29 protein-coding genes are annotated in these 25,764 nt (G+C 68.5%); 12 read left to right on the top strand and 17 right to left on the bottom strand.

Translation table 11 applies throughout. The annotated features are described in order from the left end of the window. Positions 1–9: 9 nt before the first annotated feature. Genes ACFVW6_RS02990 through ACFVW6_RS02980 form a run of 3 tightly spaced genes read right to left on the bottom strand, consistent with a single transcriptional unit; the run spans position 10 to position 2,452 of the window. Positions 10–813, bottom strand: a complete 804-nt coding sequence (locus ACFVW6_RS02990) for an ABC transporter permease (protein ID WP_378824022.1) — start codon at positions 811–813, stop codon at positions 10–12. Further along, positions 810–1,661, bottom strand: a complete 852-nt coding sequence (locus ACFVW6_RS02985; protein WP_378824023.1) for an ABC transporter permease — start codon at positions 1,659–1,661, stop codon at positions 810–812. The genes ACFVW6_RS02990 and ACFVW6_RS02985 overlap by 4 nt, the downstream gene beginning before the upstream one ends. Beyond that, on the bottom strand, positions 1,658–2,452 hold the full coding sequence (locus ACFVW6_RS02980) for an ABC transporter ATP-binding protein (RefSeq protein WP_355274212.1): 795 nt from the start codon (positions 2,450–2,452) through the stop codon (positions 1,658–1,660). The genes ACFVW6_RS02985 and ACFVW6_RS02980 overlap by 4 nt, the downstream gene beginning before the upstream one ends. Before the next feature lie 245 nt (positions 2,453–2,697). Between ACFVW6_RS02980 and ACFVW6_RS02975 the strand changes: the two genes are divergently transcribed. Continuing rightward, positions 2,698–3,714 carry an alpha/beta hydrolase gene (locus tag ACFVW6_RS02975; RefSeq protein ID WP_378824024.1) on the top strand — a complete coding sequence of 339 codons (1,017 nt, stop codon included), beginning with the start codon at positions 2,698–2,700 and terminating at the stop codon, positions 3,712–3,714. A gap of 76 nt (positions 3,715–3,790) precedes the next feature. Here the strand turns inward: ACFVW6_RS02975 and ACFVW6_RS02970 are convergent, their stop codons facing one another. The 5 genes from ACFVW6_RS02970 to ACFVW6_RS02950 form a co-directional block, all read right to left on the bottom strand. Continuing rightward, the gene (locus tag ACFVW6_RS02970) at positions 3,791–4,375 is read right to left on the bottom strand and encodes a TetR/AcrR family transcriptional regulator (protein WP_355274217.1); all 585 of its coding nucleotides are present in this window, start codon (positions 4,373–4,375) and stop codon (positions 3,791–3,793) included. A 185-nt stretch (positions 4,376–4,560) separates the two neighbouring features. Beyond that, a complete protein-coding gene (locus ACFVW6_RS02965; RefSeq protein WP_355274220.1) occupies positions 4,561–4,917 on the bottom strand; it encodes a DUF3349 domain-containing protein in 357 nt (118 codons plus the stop codon). Between the two features lie 11 nt (positions 4,918–4,928). After that, positions 4,929–5,210 carry a hypothetical protein gene (locus ACFVW6_RS02960; RefSeq protein WP_355274223.1) on the bottom strand — a complete coding sequence of 94 codons (282 nt, stop codon included), beginning with the start codon at positions 5,208–5,210 and terminating at the stop codon, positions 4,929–4,931. Between the two features lie 10 nt (positions 5,211–5,220). After that, complete coding sequence (locus ACFVW6_RS02955) at positions 5,221–6,405, bottom strand: inorganic phosphate transporter (RefSeq protein ID WP_357342429.1); 1,185 nt, start codon at positions 6,403–6,405, stop codon at positions 5,221–5,223. A gap of 63 nt (positions 6,406–6,468) precedes the next feature. Next, a complete protein-coding gene (locus ACFVW6_RS02950) occupies positions 6,469–7,989 on the bottom strand; it encodes an ATP-dependent DNA ligase (RefSeq protein WP_378824025.1) in 1,521 nt (506 codons plus the stop codon). Positions 7,990–8,083: 94 nt separating this feature from the next. Here ACFVW6_RS02950 and ramB point away from each other — a divergent pair, with 94 nt between their 5' ends. Then, positions 8,084–9,490, top strand: coding sequence for an acetate metabolism transcriptional regulator RamB (gene ramB / locus ACFVW6_RS02945; protein WP_355274231.1), 1,407 nt, complete (start codon positions 8,084–8,086; stop codon positions 9,488–9,490). A 22-nt stretch (positions 9,491–9,512) separates the two neighbouring features. Here ramB and ACFVW6_RS02940 read toward each other — a convergent pair whose 3' ends face one another. Continuing rightward, positions 9,513–9,791 (bottom strand): ribbon-helix-helix protein, CopG family, encoded by a 279-nt coding sequence (locus ACFVW6_RS02940; protein ID WP_355274233.1) that lies wholly within the window; start codon positions 9,789–9,791, stop codon positions 9,513–9,515. Positions 9,792–10,119: 328 nt separating this feature from the next. After that, positions 10,120–11,949 carry an acyl-CoA dehydrogenase gene (locus tag ACFVW6_RS02935; RefSeq protein ID WP_378824026.1) on the bottom strand — a complete coding sequence of 610 codons (1,830 nt, stop codon included), beginning with the start codon at positions 11,947–11,949 and terminating at the stop codon, positions 10,120–10,122. Positions 11,950–12,290: 341 nt separating this feature from the next. On the opposite strand from ACFVW6_RS02935, the gene urtA reads away from it, so the two are divergent. From urtA to ACFVW6_RS02905, 6 genes are all read left to right on the top strand, one after another. Then, a complete protein-coding gene (gene urtA / locus ACFVW6_RS02930; protein ID WP_355274241.1) occupies positions 12,291–13,541 on the top strand; it encodes an urea ABC transporter substrate-binding protein in 1,251 nt (416 codons plus the stop codon). Positions 13,542–13,614: 73 nt separating this feature from the next. Continuing rightward, positions 13,615–14,499 (top strand): urea ABC transporter permease subunit UrtB, encoded by an 885-nt coding sequence (urtB, locus tag ACFVW6_RS02925; RefSeq protein WP_357342424.1) that lies wholly within the window; start codon positions 13,615–13,617, stop codon positions 14,497–14,499. Further along, entirely contained in the window at positions 14,496–15,632 is a 1,137-nt protein-coding gene (gene urtC, locus ACFVW6_RS02920; RefSeq protein WP_378824027.1) for an urea ABC transporter permease subunit UrtC, read from the top strand. The genes urtB and urtC overlap by 4 nt, the downstream gene beginning before the upstream one ends. After that, positions 15,629–16,441, top strand: a complete 813-nt coding sequence (urtD, locus tag ACFVW6_RS02915) for an urea ABC transporter ATP-binding protein UrtD (RefSeq protein ID WP_378824028.1) — start codon at positions 15,629–15,631, stop codon at positions 16,439–16,441. Before urtC ends, urtD begins: the two co-directional genes overlap by 4 nt. After that, positions 16,434–17,126 (top strand): urea ABC transporter ATP-binding subunit UrtE, encoded by a 693-nt coding sequence (gene urtE / locus ACFVW6_RS02910; RefSeq protein ID WP_355274253.1) that lies wholly within the window; start codon positions 16,434–16,436, stop codon positions 17,124–17,126. The genes urtD and urtE overlap by 8 nt, the downstream gene beginning before the upstream one ends. Positions 17,127–17,135: 9 nt before the next feature. Then, complete coding sequence (locus tag ACFVW6_RS02905) at positions 17,136–17,849, top strand: GntR family transcriptional regulator (RefSeq protein WP_378824029.1); 714 nt, start codon at positions 17,136–17,138, stop codon at positions 17,847–17,849. A 4-nt stretch (positions 17,850–17,853) separates the two neighbouring features. On the opposite strand, the gene ACFVW6_RS02900 is transcribed toward ACFVW6_RS02905, so the two are convergent. Then, positions 17,854–18,750: a nuclease-related domain-containing protein gene (locus ACFVW6_RS02900; protein WP_378824030.1), complete on the bottom strand. Its 897-nt coding sequence runs from the start codon at positions 18,748–18,750 to the stop codon at positions 17,854–17,856. A gap of 201 nt (positions 18,751–18,951) precedes the next feature. Here ACFVW6_RS02900 and ACFVW6_RS02895 point away from each other — a divergent pair, with 201 nt between their 5' ends. Beyond that, on the top strand, positions 18,952–19,497 hold the full coding sequence (locus ACFVW6_RS02895; protein ID WP_378824031.1) for a carboxymuconolactone decarboxylase family protein: 546 nt from the start codon (positions 18,952–18,954) through the stop codon (positions 19,495–19,497). Positions 19,498–19,588: 91 nt separating this feature from the next. Next, on the top strand, positions 19,589–19,966 hold the full coding sequence (locus ACFVW6_RS02890; protein ID WP_378824032.1) for a VOC family protein: 378 nt from the start codon (positions 19,589–19,591) through the stop codon (positions 19,964–19,966). On the opposite strand, the gene ACFVW6_RS02885 is transcribed toward ACFVW6_RS02890, so the two are convergent. Both ACFVW6_RS02885 and ACFVW6_RS02880 read right to left on the bottom strand, forming a co-directional pair. Further along, positions 19,967–20,290, bottom strand: coding sequence for a hypothetical protein (locus ACFVW6_RS02885; protein WP_378825608.1), 324 nt, complete (start codon positions 20,288–20,290; stop codon positions 19,967–19,969). A gap of 105 nt (positions 20,291–20,395) precedes the next feature. Then, the gene (locus ACFVW6_RS02880; RefSeq protein ID WP_378824034.1) at positions 20,396–21,244 is read right to left on the bottom strand and encodes an SDR family oxidoreductase; all 849 of its coding nucleotides are present in this window, start codon (positions 21,242–21,244) and stop codon (positions 20,396–20,398) included. Positions 21,245–21,343: 99 nt separating this feature from the next. Between ACFVW6_RS02880 and ACFVW6_RS02875 the strand changes: the two genes are divergently transcribed. Beyond that, the gene (locus ACFVW6_RS02875) at positions 21,344–21,751 is read left to right on the top strand and encodes a winged helix-turn-helix transcriptional regulator (RefSeq protein WP_378824035.1); all 408 of its coding nucleotides are present in this window, start codon (positions 21,344–21,346) and stop codon (positions 21,749–21,751) included. On the opposite strand, the gene ACFVW6_RS02870 is transcribed toward ACFVW6_RS02875, so the two are convergent. The 4 genes from ACFVW6_RS02870 to ACFVW6_RS02855 form a co-directional block, all read right to left on the bottom strand. Continuing rightward, positions 21,748–22,452 (bottom strand): polysaccharide deacetylase family protein, encoded by a 705-nt coding sequence (locus ACFVW6_RS02870; RefSeq protein WP_378824036.1) that lies wholly within the window; start codon positions 22,450–22,452, stop codon positions 21,748–21,750. The genes ACFVW6_RS02875 and ACFVW6_RS02870 overlap by 4 nt on opposite strands. Before the next feature lie 126 nt (positions 22,453–22,578). Beyond that, positions 22,579–22,992, bottom strand: a complete 414-nt coding sequence (locus tag ACFVW6_RS02865) for a L,D-transpeptidase (RefSeq protein ID WP_355274273.1) — start codon at positions 22,990–22,992, stop codon at positions 22,579–22,581. Between the two features lie 387 nt (positions 22,993–23,379). Then, complete coding sequence (gene lpdA / locus ACFVW6_RS02860) at positions 23,380–24,783, bottom strand: dihydrolipoyl dehydrogenase (RefSeq protein WP_357342409.1); 1,404 nt, start codon at positions 24,781–24,783, stop codon at positions 23,380–23,382. A 75-nt stretch (positions 24,784–24,858) separates the two neighbouring features. Continuing rightward, positions 24,859–25,302 carry a MarR family winged helix-turn-helix transcriptional regulator gene (locus tag ACFVW6_RS02855; protein WP_378824037.1) on the bottom strand — a complete coding sequence of 148 codons (444 nt, stop codon included), beginning with the start codon at positions 25,300–25,302 and terminating at the stop codon, positions 24,859–24,861. 89 nt (positions 25,303–25,391) lie between these two features. On the opposite strand from ACFVW6_RS02855, the gene ACFVW6_RS02850 reads away from it, so the two are divergent. Continuing rightward, the gene (locus ACFVW6_RS02850) at positions 25,392–25,721 is read left to right on the top strand and encodes a rhodanese-like domain-containing protein (protein WP_355274280.1); all 330 of its coding nucleotides are present in this window, start codon (positions 25,392–25,394) and stop codon (positions 25,719–25,721) included. The last annotated feature ends 43 nt before the right edge of the window (positions 25,722–25,764 follow it).

Raw genomic sequence — 25,764 nt, 5'->3', positions numbered from 1 at the left:
CCTTCCCGATCAGGCCCGCCCGGCGCTCGGGCCGAACCGCGCGAGCACCAGATTCTCGACGACTCCGACGATCGCGTAGAGCAGCACCGACACCACCGTCACCACCACGATCGAGGCCCACAGCCGGTTGTACTGGAACATCGGAATGGCGCGTACCAGGCTGGCGCCCAAACCCGTTCCGCTGCCGAGCCATTCACCGAGCAGCGCGCCGATCAGCGCGCCCGGCACCGAGACCCGGGCCGCGGCGAACACCGAGGGCAGCGCGGCGGGAACGGCGACCATCCGCAGCCGGGTCCACCGCGAGCCGCCGTAGGCGGTCACCAATTCCATGGCCTGCCTCGGCGCTTCGCTCAGCCCGGTCATGATCATCACCAGCGCCGGGAAGAACACCACGATCGCGGCCAGCACCGCGACGCCCACTGTGCCGCGGCCGAAGACCAGCACCACGATCGGGCTCAGCGCCACCAGCGGCACCGAGCGCAGCAGCATCGCCACCGGCATGAACGTCTGCCGCACAGCCGAATACAGCACGAACAGCGCGGCCACCCCCAGCGCGCCGAGCATGCCGACGGTGAAGCCGATCGCGGCGTCGCGCAGGGTGATCGCGAGGTCGTCGAGAATCGCCTGGCGTGCCGTTGCGGCGCCCGGCGCGGTCACCAGGTAGCGCCAGATGTCCGACGGCGTCTTGCCGACCCGCGGCCCGATCTGCGGGAACGCCCGCAGGAACAGCGACCAGATGACCAGCAGCAGGATCAGCGAGGTGGCCAGCGGCAGCAGGAAGCGGCCGATCCGGCGCAGCACGGTGGTCGTCATCGCCGCTCCTCCGTACTCGCCGTCCACGGCGTGATCAGTCGCGCGGCCACCGCGACGAGCAGATAGCCCAGCCCGGCCAGCGCGGCGGCGGCCAGCGCCATGCCCCAGGTGCGCGGCACGTTGTAGGCGGTCTGCGCGGCCGTCAGCGCGACGCCGATCCCACTGTCGACACCGCCCAGGTATTCGCCGATGATCGCGCCGAGCACGGCCGACGGCGCGGCGATCTTCAAGGCGGCGAACGTATTCGGCAACGCCGCGATCGCCTGCACCCGGTACAGCCGCTGCCAGCGACCGCCGCCGTAGGCGCGTACCAGATCCAGGCTCGCCGGGTCGGCCGAGCGCAAGCCGGTGACCGCGCCGACCATGGTGGTGAAGAAGCAGTACATGGCGGCCAAGAAGACCGTCGGAGTGCGGCCGCCGAAGACCACCAGGATGATCGGGCCCAGCGCCACCAGTGGCGTGCAGTAGCTCAGGATGGCCAGCTGGGTGGCCAGCGGCTCGATCCGCGGGATCAGCATGATCAGTGCGGCGAGCCCGATCGCGAGCGCGTTGCCCCACAGGAAGCCCTGGAGCGCGCCCGCCGCCGTCACCCGGAAGTTCGGGCCGTACAGGCCCCAGCCGTCGGCCCACATGGTCGACAGGACCCGCCACGGCGTCGGCACCGTGCCACCGGCCACGCCCGCGGCCGCCAGCACCCACCACAGCGCGATCAGGGCGGCGACGCCCAACGCACCCGCCATCCGGTAACCACGGAATCCCTCTCCGAGCCGCGCACGAATCGCGCTCACCGGCGGCTGCCCGCCCGTGGCCTCGACCGGCGGCCCCGAGTCCGCGAGTGCCTCACTCATGCCACACCGCCCCGGCCGAACAACAGCTCGGACAGGTAATCGCAGAGCTTGTGGAATTCCGGCGTCCGCATCATTTCAGGGGTGCGCGGGCGCGGCAGATCGATCTCGACCAGTTCCAGCACCCGGCCGGGACGCGGGCTCATCACCGCGACCACGTCGGAGAGGAATACCGCTTCCCCGATGCCGTGGGTGACCATCAGCGTGGTCGCGGGCTTCTCGGTCCAGATGCGCAGCAGTTCCAGGTTCAGCCGCTGCCTGGTCATGTCGTCGAGGGCGCCGAACGGTTCGTCGAGCAGCAGCACCGACGGCTGCACCACCAGTGCCCGCGCGATCGAAACCCGTTGGCGCATACCGCCGGACAACTGCGCGGGCTTGGCCTTCTCGAAACCCTCCAGGCCGACCAGCGCGATCAGCTCGGCGATCCGCTCCGGTTCGGCGGGCAGCCCGGCGACCTGCAGCGGCAGCCGGATGTTCGACTCGACGCTGCGCCAGGGCAGCAGCGCGGAATCCTGGAACGCGATCCCGAGCTGATGGCCGCCGCGCAGCCGCTCCGGCGTCAGCCCGTTGATCGTGGCGGTGCCCGCGGTGGGTTCGTCGAGACCGGCCAGAATTCGCAAAACGGTCGATTTGCCGCATCCCGACGGGCCGAGCAGGGAGAGGAATGCGCCGTTCGCGGTCCGCAGATCGACCGAGTCCAGCGCGCGCACGGTATCGCGACCCACCCGGAACGACTTGCTCAACCCGCTGATCTCGATCCCGGCCGACGCGCCGCCGGGGATTTCCTTACCCATGGCCGTCACCATAAGAGCGGCTGGTTGCGGCGGTATTTCCGATTCGCGGGCAGTATTGCGCGGTCGTTAACCGTGCTCGAGGTCACGGCGAATTGTGAACCAGTAACGATTCTGTCCCGCCGGAGGACATAGAGTGTCGGAGGATCTGACAGCCCCGCAGCCGTCGAGCGCGCATCGTTCGGCCAAGGGGGGAAGCACTGCGATGACGGAGCCGACACGGCCCGTGGACTGGAACCGACTGTTCGATGAAGCTCTCTGCTGTACGTACCGTGGCCGCCTTGCGCACCACCGCCGTAGCTCTGACCGCCGCGCTGTCGGTGGCCGTGATCGCGGGCGGCGGCGCCGCCTCGGCCGAACCCGAGAAGCCCTCTGCCGTGTCGTCGATCGTCAAGGACGGGCGCACCTGGCACCTGAAGGTGTACTCGGCGGCCATGAAGAAGGACATCACCGTCGACGTGCAGCGGCCGGTCGACGAGTCCAAGCCCGCCCCCAACCTCTACCTCCTCAACGGCCTCGACGCCGGTGAGGGCACGGCCAGCTGGGCCGCGCAGACCAACGCGCTCGGCTTCCTGGCCGACAAGCAGGTCAATGTCATCCAGCCGATCGGCGGCCGCGGCAGCTACTACGCCGACTGGCAGAAGGAAGACGCCCGCCTCGGCCTGAACAAGTGGAACACCTTCTTCACCCAGGAGCTGCCGCCGCTGCTCGACAGCACCCTGAACTCGACCGGCCTCAACTCGCTGGCCGGCCTGTCCACCTCCGGCACCTCGGTGCTGCAGCTGGCCGAGGCCAAGCCGGGCCTGTTCAAGTCCGTCGCCGCCTACTCCGGCTGCGCGCAGATCGCCGACCCGATGGGCAGGCAGTTCGTCAAGTTCTCCGTGGAGACCTGGGCGGGTGGCGACACCGAGAACATGTACGGCCCGGACAACGACCCGGCCTGGGTCGCCAACGACCCGGTCCTCAACGCCGAGAAGCTGCGCGGCACCAACCTCTACATCTCCAGCGGTAGCGGTCTGCCGGTGATGGAGGACGTGCGCTACTACACCGAGGGCAACGGCCCGATGGGCGTGGTCAACCTCGGCCTCGGCGTCGCGATCGAAGCCGCGACCAACGCGTGCACGCAGAACCTGAAGACCAAGCTGGACTCGCTGGGCATCCCGGCCACCTACATGTTCAACCCGGTCGGCACCCACTACTGGCCGTACTGGGAGCAGGCGCTGCACGAGTCGTGGCCGATGCTGGCCCAGGGCATGGGTATCTGATTCTCCGCAGAACCGAAAAGGGAGGCGTCCGATCGGACGCCTCCCTTTTTCGTCGGCTCAGGTCGTTCGCCGATGCTCAGGTCGGCAGGGCCGACGGCCGGACCGAGAGCCCGGACCGGATGAAATAGGCGATCTCGTCGCAGATCTCGTCGACCGAGATCGCGTCACCGGGAACGGTGGCGTGCACCATCTCCTGCGCCAGGGAATTCACCGCGCCGATCAACGCGAGCGTGAACAGGTGCACACTGCGCGATTCCGCTTCCCCGCGCGCGGCGGCCCGCTGGGCCTCCCTGGTGAGCAGGCCGGAGACCGATCGCCGCTGCGCGCGCCGCCACTCCTCCACCGCCGGGCTCACCCCGACCACCTCGACGTAGAACACCCTGGCCGCGCGCCGATCCCGGCAGGTCACGGCGAGAAAAGCCCGGAAGCTCTCCACCACGCGCACCACCAGTGGCTGCTCGCTGGTGCGTTCCAGCGCCTCGTCGACCCGGTGCAGCGCGGCGGTGTTGAGGCGGTCGACGAGGGCGATCAGCAGCGCCTCGCGGCTGCCGATGTCCTCGTAGAAACTGCGGGTCGACACATTCGCCGTCGCGCACAGGCGCTCGATCGAGGTCGACGAATAACCCTGGGTACCGAATAGTTCCAGTGCGGCATCGGTCAACCGGTTTCGCCGCATGGCTACTCGCTGCTGGCGCGACAATCCACCGTAACTACGACCACTATCGGTTTCATCCACACGCCGAACCACCCGTGCATGCTAGCGCGCACCCGGCGGGCATCCGGGCGAATCGGAAATTGGTACTGCCACGAATTCCGCTGGCACAGCGGAATTGTCGCGCCGGTAACTCAGTCCTGTTCCGGCGCCGGTTCACCCTCGTCCAGCGGTTCGGCCAACGGCCAGCCACCGGCGGCCAGATGCGAGGCCACGCGCGAGACGTCGTCCGGCGCGGGCTGCTGCTTGGCGAAATCGGCGATCGCCGCCGCGATCTCGGCCTCGCTGATCGATTCCCGGTTCGGATTGGCCTCGATCAGCTTCTCGCCGATGACGACCACCTCGTAGTCGGTGAGGTGCCGGTGCAGAACCGCGAACAGCGCGACATAGTCCGATTGCGGGATGCCCTGCGGATATCCGGCGCGCAGCCAGCCGAGCACCCGGGAGAGCAGGTTGCGCCGGACGGCGGGCGTAGGGGTCGGATCTGTCATCGCGTCCTCGCTCATGCTTGACCGAACAGATGGATGCCGAACTGATGGGCGATGAAGGCCTTGGCGGTGAACAGGATTCCGGTGATCACCACCATGACGATGACGACCACGCAGATCAGCGCACCGGCCAGCGCCGGGTAGTTGCGGCGGACGCGACCGTCGGCGTCGACCGTCTCCGCCTGGGCCCACCACCGCACGGCGAAGGCGAAGACCGCGGGCACGCCGGCACCGAAGACCAGCGCGGCCAGCACCACTTCCCACAGTGAACTCAGATTCGTGATCACGGATTGCACGATCGCTCCTTTACCCGGCGTGGTGCTGTTCGACCGACGACGGCGTCGCCGCGGGCGGCACACCCTCGGGCCACTCGTTGACATTGTGGGTGCCGACCGGGTCGCGGCGCGACCGCAGATAGATGCCGAGCGCACCGCCGATCAGGATCGCGAACACCACCAGGACGCCGGGCAGGCCACCGATGAGGTGCGCGATGGCCCAGCAGATCGCGCCGACGATGCCCGCCATCGGCAGCGTCAGCAGCCAGGCGACGGCCATCCGGCCCATCACCCGCCAGCGCACCTCGGCGCCCTTGCCGATGCCGGTGCCGAGGATCGAGCCGGTCGCGGTTTGCGTGGTCGACAGCGGCAGGCCGAAGTGCGCCGAGGTGAGGATGATCGCCGCCGAGGTGGACTCGGCGGCCATTCCCTGCGGCGACTCGATCTCGACCAGGCCCTTGCCCAGAGTCCGGATGATCCGCCAGCCGCCGAGGTAGGTGCCGAGGGCGATCGCCACCGCGCAGGCCGCCATCACCCACAGCGGCATGTGGTCGTCCTTGTCGAGCGTGCCGTAGGCCACCAGCGCCAGGAAGATGATGCCCATCGTCTTCTGCGCGTCGTTGGTGCCGTGGGCCAGCGAGACCAGCGACGCCGACCCGATCTGGCCCCAGCGGAAGCCCTCGTTCGCCTTGTCCTCGTCGACGCCACGGGTGATCCGGTACACCAGGAAGGTGGCGATGGCCGCGACCAGCGCGGCGATCACCGGGGCCAGGATCGCGGGCAGCACGATCTTGATCAGCACGCCCTCCGAGCCCGACGCCCAGATCACGCCGTTCCAGCCGAGCGCGGCGATCGTGGAGCCGATCAGGCCGCCGAACAGCGCGTGCGAGGAGCTCGACGGCAGCCCGAGCAGCCAGGTCAGCAGGTTCCACAGGATGCCGCCGACCAGGCCGGCGAAGACGATGACGAGCAGGTCCTGCCCGCCCACGTCGTTCAGCTGCACGATGCCCTTGGCCACAGTCGCCGCCACCGATACCGACAGGAAGGCGCCGATCAGATTCAGCACGCCGGACAGCGCCACCGCCACGCGCGGCTTCAGCGCCCCGGTGGCGATCGAGGTCGCCATGGCATTGGCCGTGTCGTGGAATCCGTTGGTGAAGTCGAATGCGAGAGCTGTGACGATGACGATCAACAGGACCATTAGTTCGGCGCTCACCCGAACAGTGTGTCGTATGCCGATACCGGATTGCCAAACTGTTGCAGGTAAGTCCCCGACGGGTCAGCTCACGACCCCCAGCGCGCGCACCGCGTCGATGGTGTCGGCCTGGTCGGGCTCCTTGTCCGGCCGGTAGCGCAGCACCCTGGCGAAGCGCAGGGCGACACCGCCCGGGTACCTGGTGCTGGCCTGGACACCGTCGAGCGCGATCTCGACGACGAGCCGTGGGCGCAGGAACACGGCGTGCCCGTCGGTGTGGGTCTGGTGCCGGGGGAACTCCGCGGTCTGCCAGCGCAGCAGCTCGTCGGTGAGGCCCTTGAACGTCTTGCCGACCATCACCGGCTCGCCCGTCTCCGGATCGCGCGCGGCCAGGTGCAGGTTCGACAGGAACCCGGTGCGCCTGCCGTAGCCCCATTCCGCGCCGATCACCAGCAGGTCGAGGGTGTGCGCCGGTTTGATCTTCTGCCACGCCTTGCCGCGCCTGCCCGCCGCGTACGGCGCGTCCAGCGCCTTGACCATCACGCCCTCGTTGCCGACGGCCAGCGCGTCGTCGTAGTACTCGGCGGCCGCCTCGGCGTCGGGGGCGACCAGCGCCGGGATGACGTGCTCGCCCGCCACCCCGGCCAGCGCGGCGCGGCGGGCCCGCAGCGGTTCGTCGATCAGGTCGACGCCGTCGAGGTGCAGGCAGTCGAAGAAGTAGGGGTGCAGCAGCAGGTCCCTGGCGTCCTCGCCGACGGTCGCGAACCGGCTCATCGTCTCCTGGAACGGGCGCGGCCTGCCCGCGTCGGTCAGGGCGAGGGTCTCCCCGTCCAGGACCACGCTCGTGCAGGCGAGGCCGGCGACCAGCTCGACCAGCTCGGGCACGCTCGCGGTGATGTCGCGCAGCGTGCGGGTGAAGACCCACACGCGCTCGCCGTCGCGGTGCACCTGGATCCGGGCGCCGTCGAGCTTGTGCTCGACGCTCACCTGCGGGCCGAGTTCGGCCAGCGCCTCGTCCAGCGAGCCACCCGGTGACGCGAGCATCGGCGCGACCGGCCTGCCGACCTCGAGCCGGAACGCGGTGAGCGCCGCCTCGCCGCCGGTGACCGCGGCGACGGCGGTCGCGGGCAGCTGACCGGACAGCATGTGCGCGCGCCGCACCACCTCGACCGGGATGCCGGTGGCCTGGGCGAGCGCCTCGACGACGACCGCGGTGAGCGCGCCCTGGCGCAGTTCCCCGGTGAGCAGCCGGATCAGGAAGGACTGTTCGTCCTCGGTCGCGGCGGTGAACAGGGCCGTGAGCAGTTCCCGCCTGCGCAGCGTCGAGCCGGTGCCGCTGAGCCCGGTGAGTTCGGTGAAGACGCCGTCGACCTCGCCGACGGTCAGCCGCGGCGCGGCGCTCGGCGGCGTCTCCAGGCCGGCCACCGTGCGCCACCCCGCGCCGATCCGGCCCTGCACCAGGTCGCCGGAGAGCCAGGCGACGACGGTCCCGATCTCCGCCGGGCCCGCGGCGGCGAAGAGCTCGGCCAGCGCGGCGATCTTCGCCTTGCGCGACCTGGTCGCCCGCACGGCCGCCGAGGCCGCGACGACATCGCTGAACAGCACCCGACGACGGTAGCGCGACGGTGTGACACATCGCTCAGCCCACGCTGTTAAGAATCCATTGGCAAGGTTGCGAAACCGCCCATAAACTGGACATATGGCCAAGACCTATGTCGGTGCGCGGCTGCGCCAGCTGCGGACCGAGCGCGGGCTGAGCCAGGTCTCGCTGGCCCAGAAGCTGGAGATCTCGGCCAGCTATCTCAACCAGATCGAGCACGACGTGCGGCCGCTGACGGTGCCCGTGCTCAAGCGGATCAACGAGGTCTTCGGCGTCGATCCGGCCTTCTTCTCCGCCCACGACGACACCCGGCTCATCGCCGAGTTGCAGGAAGTCGTGATGGACGCCGAGCTCGGCATCGAGGCCGACACCCAGGAGATCGCCGACATGGTCTCGGCGCATCCGAGCATGGCGCGCGCCCTGGTCGCCATGCACAACCGGTACCGCAACACCAGCGCCCAGCTCGCCGCCGCCACCGAGGACCGGTTCTCCGACGGTTCCGGCAGCGCCGCGATCAGCAAGCCGCACGAGGAAGTGCGCGACTACTTCTACCAGCGCCAGAACTACATCGACGAACTCGACACCGCGGCCGAGGACCTCACCGCGCGCATCCGGTTCCACGGCGGCGAGGTGAGCACCGAGATCGTCCGGTTGCTGCGCGCGCACGGCGTGCGGATCGTCGAGCGGATCGATCTCGGTGAGGGCGTGCTGCACCACTACGACCCCGAGACCAAGCAGCTCGAGATCTCCCCGCACCTGTCCGGCGGGCAGCGCACCTTCAAGCTGGCCGCCGAACTGGCCTATCTCGAGTGCGGGCCGCTGCTCGACAAGCTGGTCGAGGAGGGCAATTTCGCCTCCGAGGCCTCGCGCAAGCTGGCCATGCTCGGCCTGGCCAACTACTTCGCCGCGGCGACGGTGTTGCCCTATACCCACTTCCACGAGGTGGCCGAGGACTTCCGCTACGACATCGAGCGCCTGTCGGCCTTCTTCTCGCAGAGTTACGAGACCATCTGCCACCGGCTCTCGACGCTACAGCGGCCGAGCCTGCGCGGCGTTCCGTTCTCCTTCGTCCGCGTCGACCGCGCGGGCAACATGTCGAAACGCCAGTCCGCCACCGGTTTCCACTTCTCCGCCAGCGGCGGCACCTGCCCGCTCTGGAACGTCTACGAGACCTTCGCCTACCCCGGCAAGATCATGACCCAGATCGCCCAGATGCCCGACGGCCGCAAATACCTCTGGGTCGCCCGCACCGTCGAACGCCGCGCCACCCGCTACGGCCAGCCCAGCAAGACCTTCGCCATCGGCCTCGGCTGCGAACTCCGCCACGCGGGCCGCGTCGTCTACGCCGACGGCATCGACCTCGGCGAAGCCACCGCCACCCCGATCGGCGCCGGCTGCCGCGTCTGCGTCCGCTCCAACTGCCCCCAGCGCGCCTTCCCCCCACTCGGCAAGGCCCTCGACATCAGCGAACACCGCAGCTCGGTCTCCCCCTACCTGATCAAGTAGTCCACCGACTCAGCTGCTCACTTCACGCACTGAGGGGATGACGGGCCAAGTATTCGGCTACCGCCCGGCGCAGGACATCACTCGGCGTCGTCTCGGCCTGGTCGGCGTACGCTGCCAGACGCGCATCCAACTCGGCCGGAAGTCGTACAGTCCGGACCGGACTCTTCCCGCCGCGGGCCCCACCGATCGGCCGCCCCATCGTCAATTCGGGCCCCGCTTCGATCGGGCCGACGACCGCGTAGTCGCCGTGCTCGAACTCGGCAGCCATCGCTTCGTACTCTTCAGCACTTCGCTTTGCCATCACGGACTCTCCGTTCCACTCCATGAACTCCGTTGCGGCCGTTGCCGGATCGCACACGGCAGCGAGATGCGTGCCAGCGCGTACACCTCGGCAGCAACTCGCGCGGTCAGCCGCATAGCGTGAAACACCTCCCAGGTGATGTCTTCGACGCTCTCTGCCACCACCTCGAGTCACGGCTCGTTGTCCAGCCGCCCGACGAACACGAACACTGCCGCTTCAGGGTCCATCCTTGATCTCACCGCGTATCGCAGCATCGGATACGAGATGATCGCGCGAATCTCGTCTTCCAGGATGCCGTGTGGTGCACGCCACTACCTATCGGCGGCGGTCAGAAGGCTTCCTCCGGGATGGACATGATGTCGTTGTCGAGGGTGGCGAGGATGTTTCTGGTGGCGGTGAGTTCGGGGAGGACGTTCTTGGCGAAGAAGCTGGCCGCGGCCACTTTGCCCTGGTAGAAGGGGCGGTCCTTGGGGGCGGTGTCGGCGGCGAGGGCCGCGGCGGCGATGTCGGCCTGGACGAGCAGGCGCCAGGCGATGAGCAGGTCGCCGACCGACATCAGGAAGCGGACCGAGCCGAGGCCGACCTTGTAGAGCTCGGTGGGATCGGTCTGGCCCGCCATGGCGTAGCCGGTGAGGGTGGACGCCATCGCGCCGATGTCGGCCTGGGCAGTGCGCAGCAGGGCGCGCTCGGTGGCGAAGCGGCCGGTGTCGCTGTCCAGGTAGGCGGTGATCTGCGCGTTCACATGCGCCAGCGCGGCGCCGCGATCGCGAATGATCTTGCGGAAGAAGAAGTCCTGGGCCTGGATCGCGGTGGTGCCCTCGTAGAGCGAGTCGATCTTGGCGTCGCGGATGTACTGCTCGATCGGGTAGTCCTGCAGATAGCCGGAGCCACCGAAGGTCTGCAGCGACTCGGTGAGCAACTGATACGCCCGCTCCGAGCCGACCCCCTTGACGATCGGCAGCAGCAGATCGTCCACCCGGTGCGCCAGCTCCGCGTCGGCGCCGGAGACGAGCTGTGCCACGTCCTCGTTCTGATGCGCGGCGGTATACAGATACACCGCGCGCAACCCTTCGGCGTACGCCTTCTGCATGGCCAGCGACCGCCGCACATCGGGGTGGTGGGTGATGGTGACGCGCGGCGCCGCCTTGTCCGCCATCTGCGTCAGATCCGCGCCCTGCACGCGCGTCTTGGCGTACTCCAGCGCGTTCAGGTACCCCGTCGACAACGTCCCGGACGACTTCACGCCCACCGTCATCCGCGCGTTCTCGATCACCTTGAACATCTGCGCGATGCCGTTGTGCACGTCGCCGACGAGCCAGCCCTTGGCGGGCACCGCGGTGCCACCGAAGGTGACCTCACAGGTCGGCGAGGACTTGATCCCCATCTTGTGCTCGACCCCGGTCACGTACACGCCGTTGCGGTCACCGAGCTCGAACGTCTCGGGATCGAAGAGGAACTTCGGCACGTAGAACAGCGACAGCCCCTTGGTGCCGGGACCGGCGCCCTCCGGCCGGGCGAGCACCAGGTGGAAGACGTTCTCCGCGATCTCACCCACGTCACCACCGGAGATGAACCGCTTCACGCCCTCGATGTGCCACGATCCGTCGGGCTGCGGCACGGCCTTGGTCCGGCCCGCGCCGACGTCGGACCCGGCGTCGGGCTCGGTGAGCACCATGGCGCCCTGCCAGCCGCGCTCGAATCCGCCACGCGCCCAGCGCTTCTGCTCCTCGGTGCCGACCTCGTAGAGCACCGAGCCCATCAGCGGGCCCATGTTGAAGAAGCTGGCCGCCGGATTGGCGCAGATGACGAGCTCGTTGATCGCCCACATCAGTACGTTCGGGGCGGCGGTGCCGTCCATGCCCTCCGGCATGCCGAGGCGGAACCACCCCGCCTCCTGCACCGCGGCCACCGTCTTGCGTAACGGTTCGGGCACGGAGATGTCGAAGGTATCCGGATGGAAGACCACGGGGTGCCGGTCGGCGTCGGCGAACGAGTCCGCGATCGGCCCCTCGGCCAGCCGTTCGACCTCGGCGAGAATCTGGCGCACCGTCTCGGAATCCAGGTCGCCGTAGGCGCCGGTATCCAGGAGCTTGTCGAGGTTGAGCACCTCGAACAGATTGAACTCGATATCCCGCACGTTCGCCTTGTAGTGCCCCACGTGGCGCCTCCTCGACTGACCACACACGGCCCGAGTGCCGCGTGCTCCGGCTGTTCGACGTCGTACGAATTCGAAGCGTGCCGCACCGTGGCGTCCCTACGCAACCGTAGGCGCGCAGCCGCCCGCACCCGCCGCCGAGCAATTGTTCACATGGATGAAACAGACGAAACGGACACGTGACCGAGAGATATTCCGGTGCAACAAGTTCCCTCTACTGTTCCGCTCACGAATACAGCCGCTGTATACAACTCGGTGTACATCCAGTCACCGGGGCAGACCGCGGTGGTGTTCGTTGTGGCGCGTGTGGCGCCGCCGTTACACCTGATGAGGAGAACCGCCCCATGTATCGATCCCGTTTGGCCAAGGCACTCGCGGTGCCCGCCGCGGTGGCCGTCACCGGCCTGTTGCTCACCGGTTGCGGTGCCCGTGACGACGCGTCGTCCGGCTCGACCGCCGCCTCGTGCGTCGACACCACCAAGGACACCATCAAGGTCGGCTCGCTGCACTCGCTGTCCGGCACCATGGCCATTTCCGAAGTCACCGTGGCCAATTCGACCAAGCTGGCGATCGACCAGATCAACGCCGCGGGCGGTGTGCTCGGCAAGAAGATCGAGATCGTCCTCGAAGACGGCGCCTCCGACCCGAAGACCTTCGCCGAGAAGGCGGAGAAGCTGATCAGCTCCGACTGTGTCGCCGCGGTGTTCGGCGGCTGGACCTCGTCGAGCCGCAAGGCCATGAAGCCCAAGTTCGAGAGCCTGAACTCGCTGCTCTACTACCCCGTGCAGTACGAGGGCCTGGAAGACAGCAAGAACATCTTCTACACCGGCGCCACCACCAACCAGCAGATCATTCCCGCGCTGGACTACCTGAAGCAGAAGGGCATCAAGTCCCTCTACCTGGTCGGCTCGGACTACGTCTTCCCGCAGACCGCCAACCGCGAGATCAAGGCCTACGCCGCGGCCAACGGCATCGAGATCAAGGGCGAGGACTACACCCCGCTCGGCTCGACCGACTTCTCCACCATCGTCAACAAGGTCCGTAATGCCAAGGCGGGCGCGGTCTTCAACACCCTCAACGGTGACTCCAACGTCGCCTTCTTCCGCGAGTACACCAACGCGGGCCTGAAGGCCGCCGAGATGCCGGTGGTCTCGGTGTCGATCGCCGAGGAAGAGGTCGCCGGCATCGGCGCGCAGAACATCGCGGGCCAGCTCACCGCCTGGAACTACTACCAGACCGTCGACACCCCGGTGAACAAGAAGTTCGTCGCCGACTACAAGGCCGCCTTCGGCGCCGACAAGCCCACCTCGGACCCGATGGAAGCCGCCTACGCCTCGGTCTTCCTGTGGAAGAACACCGTCGAGAAGGCCAAGTCCTTCGCCGTGGCCGACGTGCAGGCCGCCGCTGACGGCGTCAGCTTCGAGGCCCCCGAGGGCACCGTCACCATCGACGGCTCCAACCACCACATCACCAAGACCGCCCGGATCGGCGAGATCCGCCCGGACGGCCTGATCTACACGGTGTGGGACTCCGGCAAGGCGATCACCCCGGACCCGTACCTGAAGTCCTACGACTGGGCCAAGGGCCTCAAGTAAGTAGCCCGACAGGTGTGGGACGCGCCGTCCGCGGCGCGTCCCACACCGCCCCATTTCCAAGGAGTCCGCTGCAATGGACGTGCTGATCGGCCAGCTCTTCACGGGGTTGAGCCTGGGATCGATTCTTCTGCTCGCCGCCCTCGGTCTGTCGCTGACCTTCGGTCAGATGGGCGTCATCAACATGGCGCACGGCGAATTCATCATGGCCGGCTGTTACACCACCTACGTTGTGCAGCAGGTCTTCTCGTCGGCGGGCGTCTCGCTGGTCGTCTCGTTGTTCATGGGCTTCCTGATCGGTGGCCTGCTCGGCGCCGCCCTGGAAATGGGCCTGATCCGCTACATGTACGACCGTCCGCTGGACACGCTGCTGGTCACCTTCGGTGTCGGTCTGGTGTTGCAACAGGCCGCGCGCGACATCTTCGGCGCGCCCGCCAAGAACGTGCTGGTGCCCGAATGGCTCAGCGGCGGTATCACCATCGCGGGCGCGGTGGTGCCCAAGACCCGCATCTTCATCCTGGTGCTGGCGATCGTCGCGGTGACCGCGCTGGCCGCCGTGCTCAAGACCACCCCGATGGGTCGCCGCATCCGCGCCGTCGTGCAGAACCGCGGCCTGGCCGAAACCTCGGGTATCTCTTCGCGATTCACCGATATCAGCACGTTCTTCATCGGGTCCGGCCTGGCCGGTGTCGCCGGTGTGGCGCTGACCCTGATCGGCTCGACCAGCCCGACCATCGGCCAGAGCTATCTGATCGACGCGTTCCTGGTGGTCGTCATCGGTGGCCTCGGCCAGATCAAGGGCACGGTGATCGCGGCGTTCGCGCTCGGCCTGCTCAACTCGTTCATCGAATACTCGACCACCGCGTCCATCGCGAAGGTCATCGTGTTCGTGCTGATCGTCATCTTCCTGCAGGTTCGCCCGCAGGGCCTGTTCACCGTGCGGACGAGGAGCCTGGCATGACCGCACTCAAGGACCGTCTCAGCGCCTACCCCCGGCTGACCCCGCTCGCCGGTTTCGCCGTCGCCGCCTTCATCCTGTTCGCGGTGGCACCGGCGGTACTCAGCGACTTCCGGCTGAACCTGCTCGCCAAGTTCCTCTGCTTCGCCATCGTGGCGGCGGGCATCGGATTGGCCTGGGGCCGTGGCGGAATGCTCACCCTCGGCCAGGGCGTGTTCTTCGGCATCGGCGCCTACATCATGGCCATGCACATGCAGCTGGCCGACGCCGCCCGCCTCGGCAACGACGTCCCGGAGTTCATGGAGATCTCCGGCATCAGCGAACTACCGGGGTTCTGGCAGCCGTTCACCTCGGCGCCGGTGGCCATCCTCGCCATCCTGGTGCTGCCAGCGCTGGTGGCCGCCGTGCTCGGCTACGGCGTGTTCAAGCGCCGGGTGCGCGGCGCGTACTTCGCCATCCTGAGCCAGGCGCTGGCTGCGGCGCTGGCCATCCTGCTCACCGGTCAGCAGGCCATCGGCGGCTTCACCGGCCTGTCGGACTTCCGGTCCTTCTTCGGGTTCCGGCTCTCCGACCCGGCCAACCGCCAGATGCTGTTCTTCATCGCCGCGGGCACGCTGCTGCTGGTCGTCGCGCTGATCCGCCAGCTCAACCGCAGCCGCTACGGCGAACTGCTGGTCGCGGTGCGCGACGCGGAGGAGCGGGTGCGCTTCCTCGGCTACGACCCGGCCAACATCAAGATCGTCGCCTACGTGGTGGCGGCGTTCCTGGCCGGGATCGCGGGTGCGCTGTTCACCCCGATCGTCGGCATCATCTCCCCCGCCGACATCGGCGTCGTCCCGTCCATCGCGTTCCTCATCGGGGTCGCGATCGGTGGCCGCACCACGCTGCTCGGCCCGGTCCTCGGCGCGATCGGCGTCGCCTGGGCGCAGACCTCGCTCTCGGAGTCGTTCCCGTCGGGCTGGACCTACCTGCAGGGCGTGCTGTTCATCGTGGTCGTCGGGTTCATCCCCGCCGGGCTGGCCGGGCTGTGGCCGCTGTTCAAGGGCTGGTGGCAGAGCCGGAAACCGGAACCCGCACCCGCACCGGCGCCGGCCGAACCCGCCGTCGTCACCGAGGAGAAGGTGGAAGCGCGATGACCACACACGAGCCCAAAGCGGGCGGCAACGCGGGCATGGACAGCGACTACCTCGAAATCCGTGGCCTCTCGGTGAGTTTCGACGGATTCAAGGCGGTCACCGATGTCGACCTGACGGTGCTGCAGGGCGACCTGCGGTTCCTGATCGGTCCCAACGGCGCGGGCAAGACCACGCTCATCGACGCCATCACCGGCCTGGTGCCGGCCACCGGCTCGGCCCAGAAGTCGGGCACCGAACTGCTCGGCAAGAAGGTGCACCAGATCGCGCGGCTCGGCGTCGGCAGAACCTTCCAGACCGCGAGCGTGTTCGAGCAGCTCAGCGTGTTACAGAACCTGGATATCGCCGCGGGAGCGGGCCGTTCGCCGCTGTCGCTGCTGCGGGCCCGCAAGTCGGTGCTGCCGAGCATCGAAGAGGCACTGGAGACAACGGGTCTCACCGCGCTGCGGGACAAGCCCGCCGGGGTGCTGGCCCACGGGCAGAAGCAGTGGCTCGAGATCGGCATGCTGCTGGTGCAGAACGCCTCGGTGCTGCTGCTCGACGAACCCGTCGCGGGCATGAGCGCCGAGGAGCGCGAGGAGACCGGAAACCTGTTGCGCCGCATCGGCGGTGACCGCGTGGTCGTCGTCGTCGAGCACGACATGGACTTCATGCGCTCCTTCGCCACCTCGGTCACCGTCCTCGCGAGCGGCAAGGTGCTCAGCGAGGGCAGTGTCGAAGAGGTGCAGGCCGATCCGAAAGTGCAGGAGGTCTACCTCGGCACCGCGGCACTGGCCGGGGACGCGACGAACAAGGAGTCGGCCGATGCTTGAACTACACGACATCCACTCGGGCTACGGGCGCACCGAGGTGATCCACGGCGTCAGCCTGACCGTCCCGGACGACAGCGTGGTCGCCATCATGGGCCACAACGGCGCGGGCAAGACGACGCTGCTGCGCACCGCGGTCGGCCTGCTGCCGACCAAGTCGGGCACGATCACCTTCGACGGCGACAAGATCACCAAGCTGTCCCCGTCGCAGCGGGTCAAGCGCGGCATCGCCTACGTGCCGCAGGGGCAGCAGAGTTTTCCCCAGCTGACCACCGCCGAGAATCTGCAGGTCGTCGCCGACGGGCGCAAACGCGGCAAGGCGCTGATCGAGGAATCGCTCGAACTGTTCCCCGCCCTGCGTGAGCTGCTGACCCGCAAGGCCGGGCTGCTCTCCGGCGGTCAGCGCCAGCAGCTGGCCATCGCCCGCGCCCTGATCACCGAGCCCAAGCTGCTCATCCTCGACGAGCCGACCGAGGGCATCCAGCCGTCGGTGGTGGCCGAGATCGAGCGCACCATCATCGATCTCACCCAGCGCGGCGGCCTCAGCGTGCTGCTGGTGGAGCAGCACATCGGCTTCGCGCTGCAGGCCGCGCAGCACTACTACGTGCTGCATTCGGGGCATCTCGGCTCGTCGGGTGCGGGCGGTGCCGGTGCGGAATCCGCGGTCCGCGCGGCGATGGCGATCTGACCGCAGGCCATGAACCGCAGGGGGCGGGTGTCTCTGGCCGAGCGCGTCTACCTGGCGCTGCGCGACGACCTCGCCACCGGGACCGTCCCGCCGACCGAACGACTACGCGCCGAACGGCTGGCCCAGCGGTACGGCGTCTCGCGCACTCCGGTGCGCGAGGCGCTGGCCCGGCTCCAGGCCGACGGGCTGATCCAGCGCCACCAGGACGGGCTCTATCTGTACCGGCCGCGCCTTGCCGAACTGGACGAGCTCTACGAGCTACGAATAGTGCTGGAGGCCCGTGGTTTCCAGCGCATCGATGCCGCCGACTCGGTCCAGCCGCACAGTCCCGCCTCGCACGATCTGCCCGCCGTGCGCGCGGAACTGGAACGCTGGCGCGAGTACCGGGACACCCCGCCGGAACCGGGGCCGGAGCTGGTGGCGGCCGACGAGCGATTCCACACCGAACTACTACGGGCAGCGGGCAATTCGGCCCTCGCCGACGCGCTCACCGCGGTCTATGTGCGGGTGCGCCCGGTCCGCACCATGGACGTGCCGACCGCCGAGCGGGTCGCGGCGATGACGGCCGAGCACATCGCCATCGCCGAACAGGTCCTGGCGGGCGCCGGCGAGGCGGCCCTGCACACCCTCACCGCGCACATCGACTCCTCCCGCGCGCATGTCCGGGTGCGCGCCGAGCAGGCGATCGCCTTCACCAAACTCGGTCGCGCCGTGCGGGATTGAGCGCTCAGCAGCCGTTCTGGAACGGCCAGCACTCGACCGGCCGCTGACCGGCGGGCGTCGAAGACGGCACCCTGGTCGTGCTCTGCGAGGTGTCCGAGCTGGGGCGCGGCTGCGGCGAGTCCCGCAGCAGGGCCTGGCCGACCACCAGGAACACCACGAACACACCGAGCACGGCCACGGCGAACAGGATCAGCCCGACCGCCTTCCCGCGCTCGGCCGGCTGGGCGGGCGGCGGCGGCTGGATCGGTTCGGTGAACCGGCGCGGCTGCGGCGGGAGCGGCGCAGGCGCGGGGCGGCTGCCCGCGAAACCGTCGGCGGCCAGCTCGGCGCGCGGCGGTGTCAGGGTGCCGACGCCCAGCGCGGTGCAGGTGGTGAGCACCCGGTCGATGGTCCAGGCCGGGGGCCCGGCGGAGAAGCCCTCGAGGTAGACCCGCAACTCGTGCGCGTCGACGGTATTGGCGACCAGCACGTCCAGCCCCGGTCGCAGCGCGGTGCGCGCCGGCCGTACCACCACGCCCCGGTACGGCACCATCACCACCGCGCCGCTGACATGCCTGCTGTCCTGCAGCGCCTGCTCGAGCGCGACGCGCACGGCGTGGATCCCGTGTTCGAGCCGGTCGGTGAGGCCGCCCGAGGGGTCGGCGTCCAGGTCGAGCGGGCTGTCGCTGATCGTCCACTCGCCCGCCGCCGAGACCGCGAGCAGGCCGCTCTGCCGTCGCCGGAAGCCCTTCACCTCGATGACCGTGATCCCCCGTGGCGTCACGACCACCGCGCCGAGCCTGCGATCGCCCACCCGGCAATCCACCAGCGCGAGCCCCGTGCTCGGATAGGCGCGCAGGCAATCCACGAACTCCCGCTCGGCGCCGGTGAGCTCCGCATCCGGCCTGATCCGAACCAGCATTCCGATGTTCCCCTACCAGTGCTGCGACCTCACACCGCCGCTGCGCGCTGCGGTACCCACCGATCATGACGCGCAACTGTTGCGAAAACCACTGGAAACCAAAGAAAACCGGCACGACTCCCACAGTCGCCGTCGCGATCCCGTACCGGCGAGTACGCTGCGAACCGGCCGGGCGAGCACGAGCAGACAGGTGGAGATGTGATGGATCCAGCGCCCCTACCACGGGTTTCCCCGGGACGGTTCGCCGAACTCGGACCGATCAACTGGGTTGTCTGGCAAGTGCTTTCCCGCGCGTCGGGCACCGACGACGCGCACCTGTTCAGCACGCTCGGGCGCACCGGCGGGCTGTTCCGCGGCTGGCTGCACTTTTCCGGCAAGCTCATGCCGGGCGGGCGGCTGCCGCGCGCCGAGGCGGAGCTGGTCATCCTGCGGGTCGCGCATCTGCGCGCCTGCGACTACGAGACCGACCATCATCGCCGCCTCGGCCGCAGGGCCGGGCTGACGGCCGTGGAGATCGACCGGGTCGCCGCCGGACCGGACGCGGAGGGCTGGACGCCGCGGCAGCGGGCGCTGCTCACGGTCGTCGACCAGCTGGTGACCGGCCGCGATGTCGACGACGCCGCGTGGGCCGGACTCGCCGCGCACTACGACGAGCGGCTGCTCATCGAGATCGTGCTGCTGATCAACCAGTACGAGGGCCTGGCCGCCACCATCACCACGCTGCGGATCGACCGCGACACCTTCTGATCCTGTGACGCAGGTCATACAGCGGAACCGGCGACCTCCTCGCCATCGTTAAAGGCGTACAACGTACGGAGTTCAACACCGAGGAGAACCCATGCAGATCACCGGTTCCGCCATCTCGCTCAATGTCGCCGACCCGCAGGCCTCGGCGACATTCCTCATCGACCACCTCGGCTTCACCGAGCAGATGGCCGCCGACGGGTTCGTCTCGCTCCAGCGGCCCGACGCCGGGATGAACGTCATCTACCTGCGCACCGGCCTGAGCACGTTCAAGCCGGCGCGCATCGCGGGTAGCGCGGGCGACGGCACGCTGGTGGTGTTCGTCGTCGACGACATCGACGCCGAGTACGAGCGCCTGCGCGCCGCGGGCGTCCCGATCGAGACGCCCATCGAGACCGAGGAGTGGGGCGAGCGCTACTTCCAGCTGACCGACCCGAACGGGATCGTCATCCAGCTGGTGCAGTGGGTGTGATCAGCGGCGCGCCACGCGCAGCGCGGCCACGACCATCGGGATCTGCAACGGCAGCCGCGCCAGCACGCCTGCCTTGAACAGGCCGGGCGCCTTCGGGTTGCCCACCACGTCGACAGCCATCTGGATGTTCGCCGGGAAGACACCGATGAACAGCGCAGCGGCCAGCCAGCCGCCGAAGCGACGGGTGCGCGGCACCGCGAGCGCCGTCGCCACACCGAGCTCGGCGACCCCGGAACCGTAGGTGTAGGTCCGCGGGTTGCCGGGCAGCTGCGGCGGCACGATGCCGTCGAAGGGCTTCGGCGCGACGAAGTGCAGGACGCCCATCACGAACAGCAGCCCGCTCAGGTAGGAGTGCGTGCGTCGACGGGGAGTTTCGGTAGCCACACCCGAACTCTGCCACACGGCTCCCCGTCGGCCCACCCCCGGAAATCAGCCGAGGATGCCGCGGAACGCCTCGGCGGGCGGGGTCACCGGGCGGCCGAGGAGCTTGGCCAGATCACCCGTGCGGACCTCGAGCAGGCCGTCGGCGATGCCCGAGTCGGCGTCGGCCAGCGCCGCGGCCACCGGCGCGGGCAGGCCCGCCTGGCCGAGGACGGCCGCGTAGTCGGCTTCGGCGAGATTCTCGTAGCGCACCGGGGAGCCGGAGACCTCGGTGAGCACGGCGGCGATGTCGGCACCGCTCAGGGCCTCGTCACCGCCGAGCTCGTAGACGCGGCCCTCGTGGCCGTCGGTGGTGAGCACGACCGCCGCCGCCTGCGCGTAGTCGGCACGCGGAGCGCCGGAGACCTTGCCCGCGCCCGAGGCGCCGGCCAGCACCCCGGTCTGCGTGGCATGCGCGGCGCCCGCCGCGTAGTTCTCCCAGTACCAGCTGTTGCGCAGCAGGACGGTCGGGATCGACGCGGTGGCGAGTACTTCCTCCGTGCCGCGGTGCTCCTGCGCGAGGATCATCCGATTGTCGTCCGCGACCGGAATGCTGGTGTAGGCGAGCAGCCGGACACCGGCGCGCTCGGCGGCCCGGAGGACAGTGGTGTGCTGGGCGACCCTGGCACCGAATTCGTTGCCGGAGACCAGCAGCACCCGGTCGACACCGGCCAGCGCGGCGTCGAGCGCGGCGGGGTCGTCGTAGCTCGCCTGCCGGACCTGGGCGCCACGTTCGGCCAGGTCGGCGACCTTGGCGGGATCGCGCACGATCGCCACCGGCTGTTCGCCCGCCGCCAACAGGGCTTCCACGACGAGCCTGCCCAGCTGTCCACTCGCTCCGGTCACCGCGACAGTCATGGTCTACCTCCAGGATTGGTTCTGATTTTCTAGTACTAACTATTAGTAAGCACTATGCATTCCGCAAGCACTCTGGTCAAGAGCGGTACGATCGGCGGTATGAGCACGCAGCCCTCGTCGACCGACGACGATCAGGCGCTGGAAGCCGACGTCTTCGCGCGCAATTGCGAGTCGCGGCCGGTGCTGCAGAATGTCGCCGGCCGGTGGGGCGTCCTGGCCCTGGTGGCGCTACGCGAAGGCCCCTACCGGTTCAGCGCGCTGCGCAGACGGGTCGACGGCGTGAGCGAACGAATGCTGTCGCAGACCCTGCAGGGGCTCGAACGCGACGGGATGGTGCATCGCGAGGTACTCGAGGCCATCCCGCCCCGCGTGGAGTACACGCTCACCGAGCTCGGCGCGCAGGTGGCCGAACGCCTGGAGTCGCTGATCGTGGTCCTGGAGACCAACATGGACACCGTCCGGGCGGCCCAGGCGAACTATCACCGTTCCGCCGCTCCGCGCGGCTAGGCGGGCGCTCGCCGCAGCAGGTCGGACACGGTGGTGAAGTCGTAGCCGCGCGCCCGCAGGCCGGACACGATCTCCGGAAGGGCAGCGGCGGATTCGTGGCCGTGCATGACGTGCAGCAGCACGATCGAGCCGGGTTTCGTCTGCGCCAGGGTGTCGTCGACGATGGCGGCGCGGGTGGCGCCGCCCGCGGAATCGGGTTCGACATCCCAGGTGACCGTGGTGCGGTCGTGCTCGGCGAGATAGCTCGGCAGCGCCCAGAGCTTCTTGCCGTAGGGCGGGCGGAAGGTGATCGGGCCCTGGTAGCCGGTGCGGCGGATCTCGGTGTCGGTGCGCTCGATCTCCGCGCGCACCGTGTCACCGGAGATCAGCACCATGCGGCGGTGCGAGTACGAGTGGTTGCCGATCTCGTGGCCCGCCGCCGCGATCGCGGCACCGTATTCGGGATGAGCGGCCAGGTTGTCGCCGATCAGGTAGAAGGTCGCCGGGACCCGCAATTCGGCGAGCGTGCGCAGGATCTCGGGGGTGCGTTCGGTCGGCCCGTCGTCGAACGTCAGCGCGACCAGCTTCTCGTCGGTGTCGACGCGATCGACCAATCGGCCGGTCAGCTGGTAGGTCCGCGAATTCATGAGCACGTACAGCCCGGCGACGATCACCAGCAGCAGCGCGACCGCCGCGGCCCCACCGATCAACCACTTACGCACTGTTCCGCCTCTCCGCGTATTCAGGCCAGACTAAGGCGCGGGGGGCGTGAGCGTTGGCGGGCGGTTCACCGGGTCGGGTCAGCCCGTGCCCGGTGAGTTACCCATGTTCGTTCGTTCGGGCGTTGCTCAGTCGATGACCTGGGTGATGTCGCCGGGGTTCAGGTAGTCGAAGAAGCGGTGGGCGCCGTCCTCGGTCATCCGCACACAACCGTGCGACTTCGAATTGACCGGGCCGACATGGAATGCCATGTCACCGTTGAAGAAGGTGGCCCAGCGCATCGGCGCGTTGTGCATCGTGCTCCAGTGGAATTCCCGCTTGAAGGAAATCCGGGTGACGGCGGGCGGAGTTTCGTATCCGGCCATACCGTGCGAAATCGGCGTCGGGCCGAAGATCACCCGGCCGTTGTCGACCAGCCACGCCTCGTTCGTCGACAGCCGCATGCACGCCCTGGCCTCGACCACCGGGCACGGGGAGGCCGTCGGGAGGATGGCGGGAACGCCGGGAACGTCGGGGCCACCGGGGAAAAGCGGTTCGGCCATCGCGGGTGCCATGGTTCCGAATCCGGCCACCGCCACCAATGCCGCAGCACGAGCTACCCAACCGAGAATTCGCATACGAGTCCGTTACCTCTCTGTCCGCCTCCCCGCGACTCTTGCCGGTCGTCGACAAGTCGAAAATCAGGGCGCCGGGCTGGCGGTCACGAGGAAGTCAGCTTGCGGGCGTGCCCGGCGAGTTACCCATGTACTCACGAGATCAGGTGTAGCGACTGACAAGCGAACGAAGAACTACACGGATCATCGTGGACGGCCCCCCAATTCGCCAAATCAACGCCCGCAATATTGGCCGAAAAGAAATACACGGAATTCGTGTCGCTGACACGACCGAGGGGCGGTCGCCCGGCGACCGCCCCTCGTGTCCTCGACAGATCAGAAGTTGATCATGTGGCCCGCGAGGCCGTGGATCGCTTCCTGCAACGCTTCGCTGAGCGTCGGGTGGGTGTGCACGTTGCGCGCGAGCTCGTTGACCGTGAGGTCCCACTTCTGGGCCAGGGTCAGCTCGGGCAGCAGCTCCGAGACGTCGGGGCCGATGAGGTGGCCGCCGATGAGCTCGCCGTGGGTCTTGTCGGCGATCAGCTTCACGAAGCCGGTCGGGTCGGCCAGACCGTGCGCCTTGCCGTTGGCGGTGAACGGGAAGGTCGCGACCTTCACGTCGTAGCCCTCGTCGCGGGCCTGCTCCTCGGTGAGACCGAAGCTGGCGACCTGCGGCTGGCAGAAGGTGGCACGCGGCATCATCCGGTAGTCGCCCAGGGTCAGCGTCTCGGCACCGGCGATGGTCTCGGCGGCGACCACACCCTGCGCCTCGGCGACGTGCGCGAGCTGCAGCTTGGCGGTGACGTCACCGATCGCGTAGATGCCGGGCACATTGGTGCGCATGTACTCGTCGATCTCGATGGCGCCACGGTTGGTGAGGGCGACACCGGTGGTCTCCAGGCCGTAGCCATCGACGCGGGGCGCGAAGCCGACGGCCTGCAGCACCTTGTCGACGGTGACGGTCTCGACCGCGCCGGACTTGTTGTCCTTGATCTGGACGGTGACCTTGGAGCCGTCGTCGTCGATCGTCTGCACGGCGGCACCGGTGGTGATGGTGATGCCGAGCTTCTTGTACTGCTTGGTGATCTCCTTGGAGACGTCCTCGTCCTCGTTGGGCAGCGCGCGGTCGAGGAACTCCACGATCCGCACGTCCACGCCGTAGTTCTTCAGGACGTAGGCGAACTCCATGCCGATCGCGCCCGCGCCGACGATCAGGATCGAGCCCGGCAGGTCGCGGGTGAGGATCTGCTCCTCGTAAGTCACCACGTTGGCCGAGAGCTGGGTGCCCGGCAGCAGCTTGGTGGTGGTGCCGGTGGCGATGATGACGTTGTCGAACGTGATCGTCTCGACGCCGCCCTTGGTGAGGGCCACGTCCAGCGAGTTCGGGCCGGTGAAGGTACCGAGGCCGTCGAACTCGTCGATCTTGTTCTTCTTCATCAGGAAGTGCACGCCCTTGACGCGCCCGTCCGCCACCTTGCGGCTGCGGTCGAACGCCGCGCCGAAGTCGAAGCTGACCTCACCGGAGATGCCGAAGGTCTTGGCTTCCTTGTGGAAGATATGGGCCAGTTCGGCGTTGCGCAGCAGTGCCTTGGACGGGATGCAGCCCACGTTCAGGCACACGCCACCCCAGTATTTCTGCTCGACAATCGCTGTTCGCAGGCCGAGTTGAGCGGCACGGATCGCGGCGACGTATCCGCCGGGACCAGCGCCGAGAACGACGACATCGTAGTGGGAAGTCACGACCCCGAGCCTAACTCTGTTCCGGGGAGTTCACCCACCCGTCCCCCACTTCGGTGAGGTGCGCGCGAGCGGGCGCTACGGGCCGCCGAGCACCGTGCGCAGAGTGACGGCCACGGCCTCGAGTTCGGCGGCGCTGACGTTGGCACCGAGCCGACGTTCGATACCGGCCAGATAGTGCGGCGCGGCCTCCCGGAACCGCCGCCTGCCGAGGTCGGAGATGGCGACGAGCGCGGACCGGCCGTCGTCGGGGTTGGACTCGCGGCGCAGCAGGCCGTTCGCCTCCAGTTCCGCGACGAGGCGGCTGACCCTGGTCCGGCTGAGGACGACCTTCTCGCCGAGGTCACTCATCCGCATCGGTCCGGCCGCGTCGAGTTCCAGCAGAACGTCGTACCAGGTCAGCGGCAGTCCGGTGGCCCTGCGGAGTTCGGCGTCGAGCTCGGGGACGAAGGCCGCGTGCACCTGGAGCAGCGCGGCCCACGCGGCGACCGCGGCGCGACGGGACGGCTGATCGGTGGGCACCGGACCAGCTTAGCCACTTGCGTGCGTGCGCACACAACTAGTAGCGTGTGCACGCACATAAATTTCCTCCGAACGACCGAGGTGGACCCATGACCGCACTCATCACCCGCGACGAGCTGGCCGCGGAGATCGCGGCGAACACCGTGACCGTGCTCGACGCGCTGCCGCCGGACTACTACGCCAAGGCGCACCTGCCCGGCGCCCTCAACCTGGTCGAGGACGAGGTCGACGACCGCGCCCCCGACCTCCTCCCCGACCGCGACGCGGCGATCGTGACCTACTGCACGAACGCGGTGTGCGGCAACAGCCAAGTCGTCGCGAGCAAGCTGGAGGCTCTCGGCTACACCAATGTCCGCAAGTACCGCGAGGGCATCCAGGACTGGTCCGAGGCGGGCCTGACGGTCGAGACGTCGGCCTGACCCCTCGGCGTTCGCCCGGTCACCGCGACCGGGCGAACGCGCA

Source organism: Nocardia sp. NPDC058244 (genome assembly GCF_042882065.1).
Taxonomy (GTDB): Bacteria; Actinomycetota; Actinomycetes; order Mycobacteriales; family Mycobacteriaceae; genus Nocardia.
Note: the sequence above shows the minus strand (reverse complement) of the source record. Positions and strands in the feature narration are given on the sequence as shown.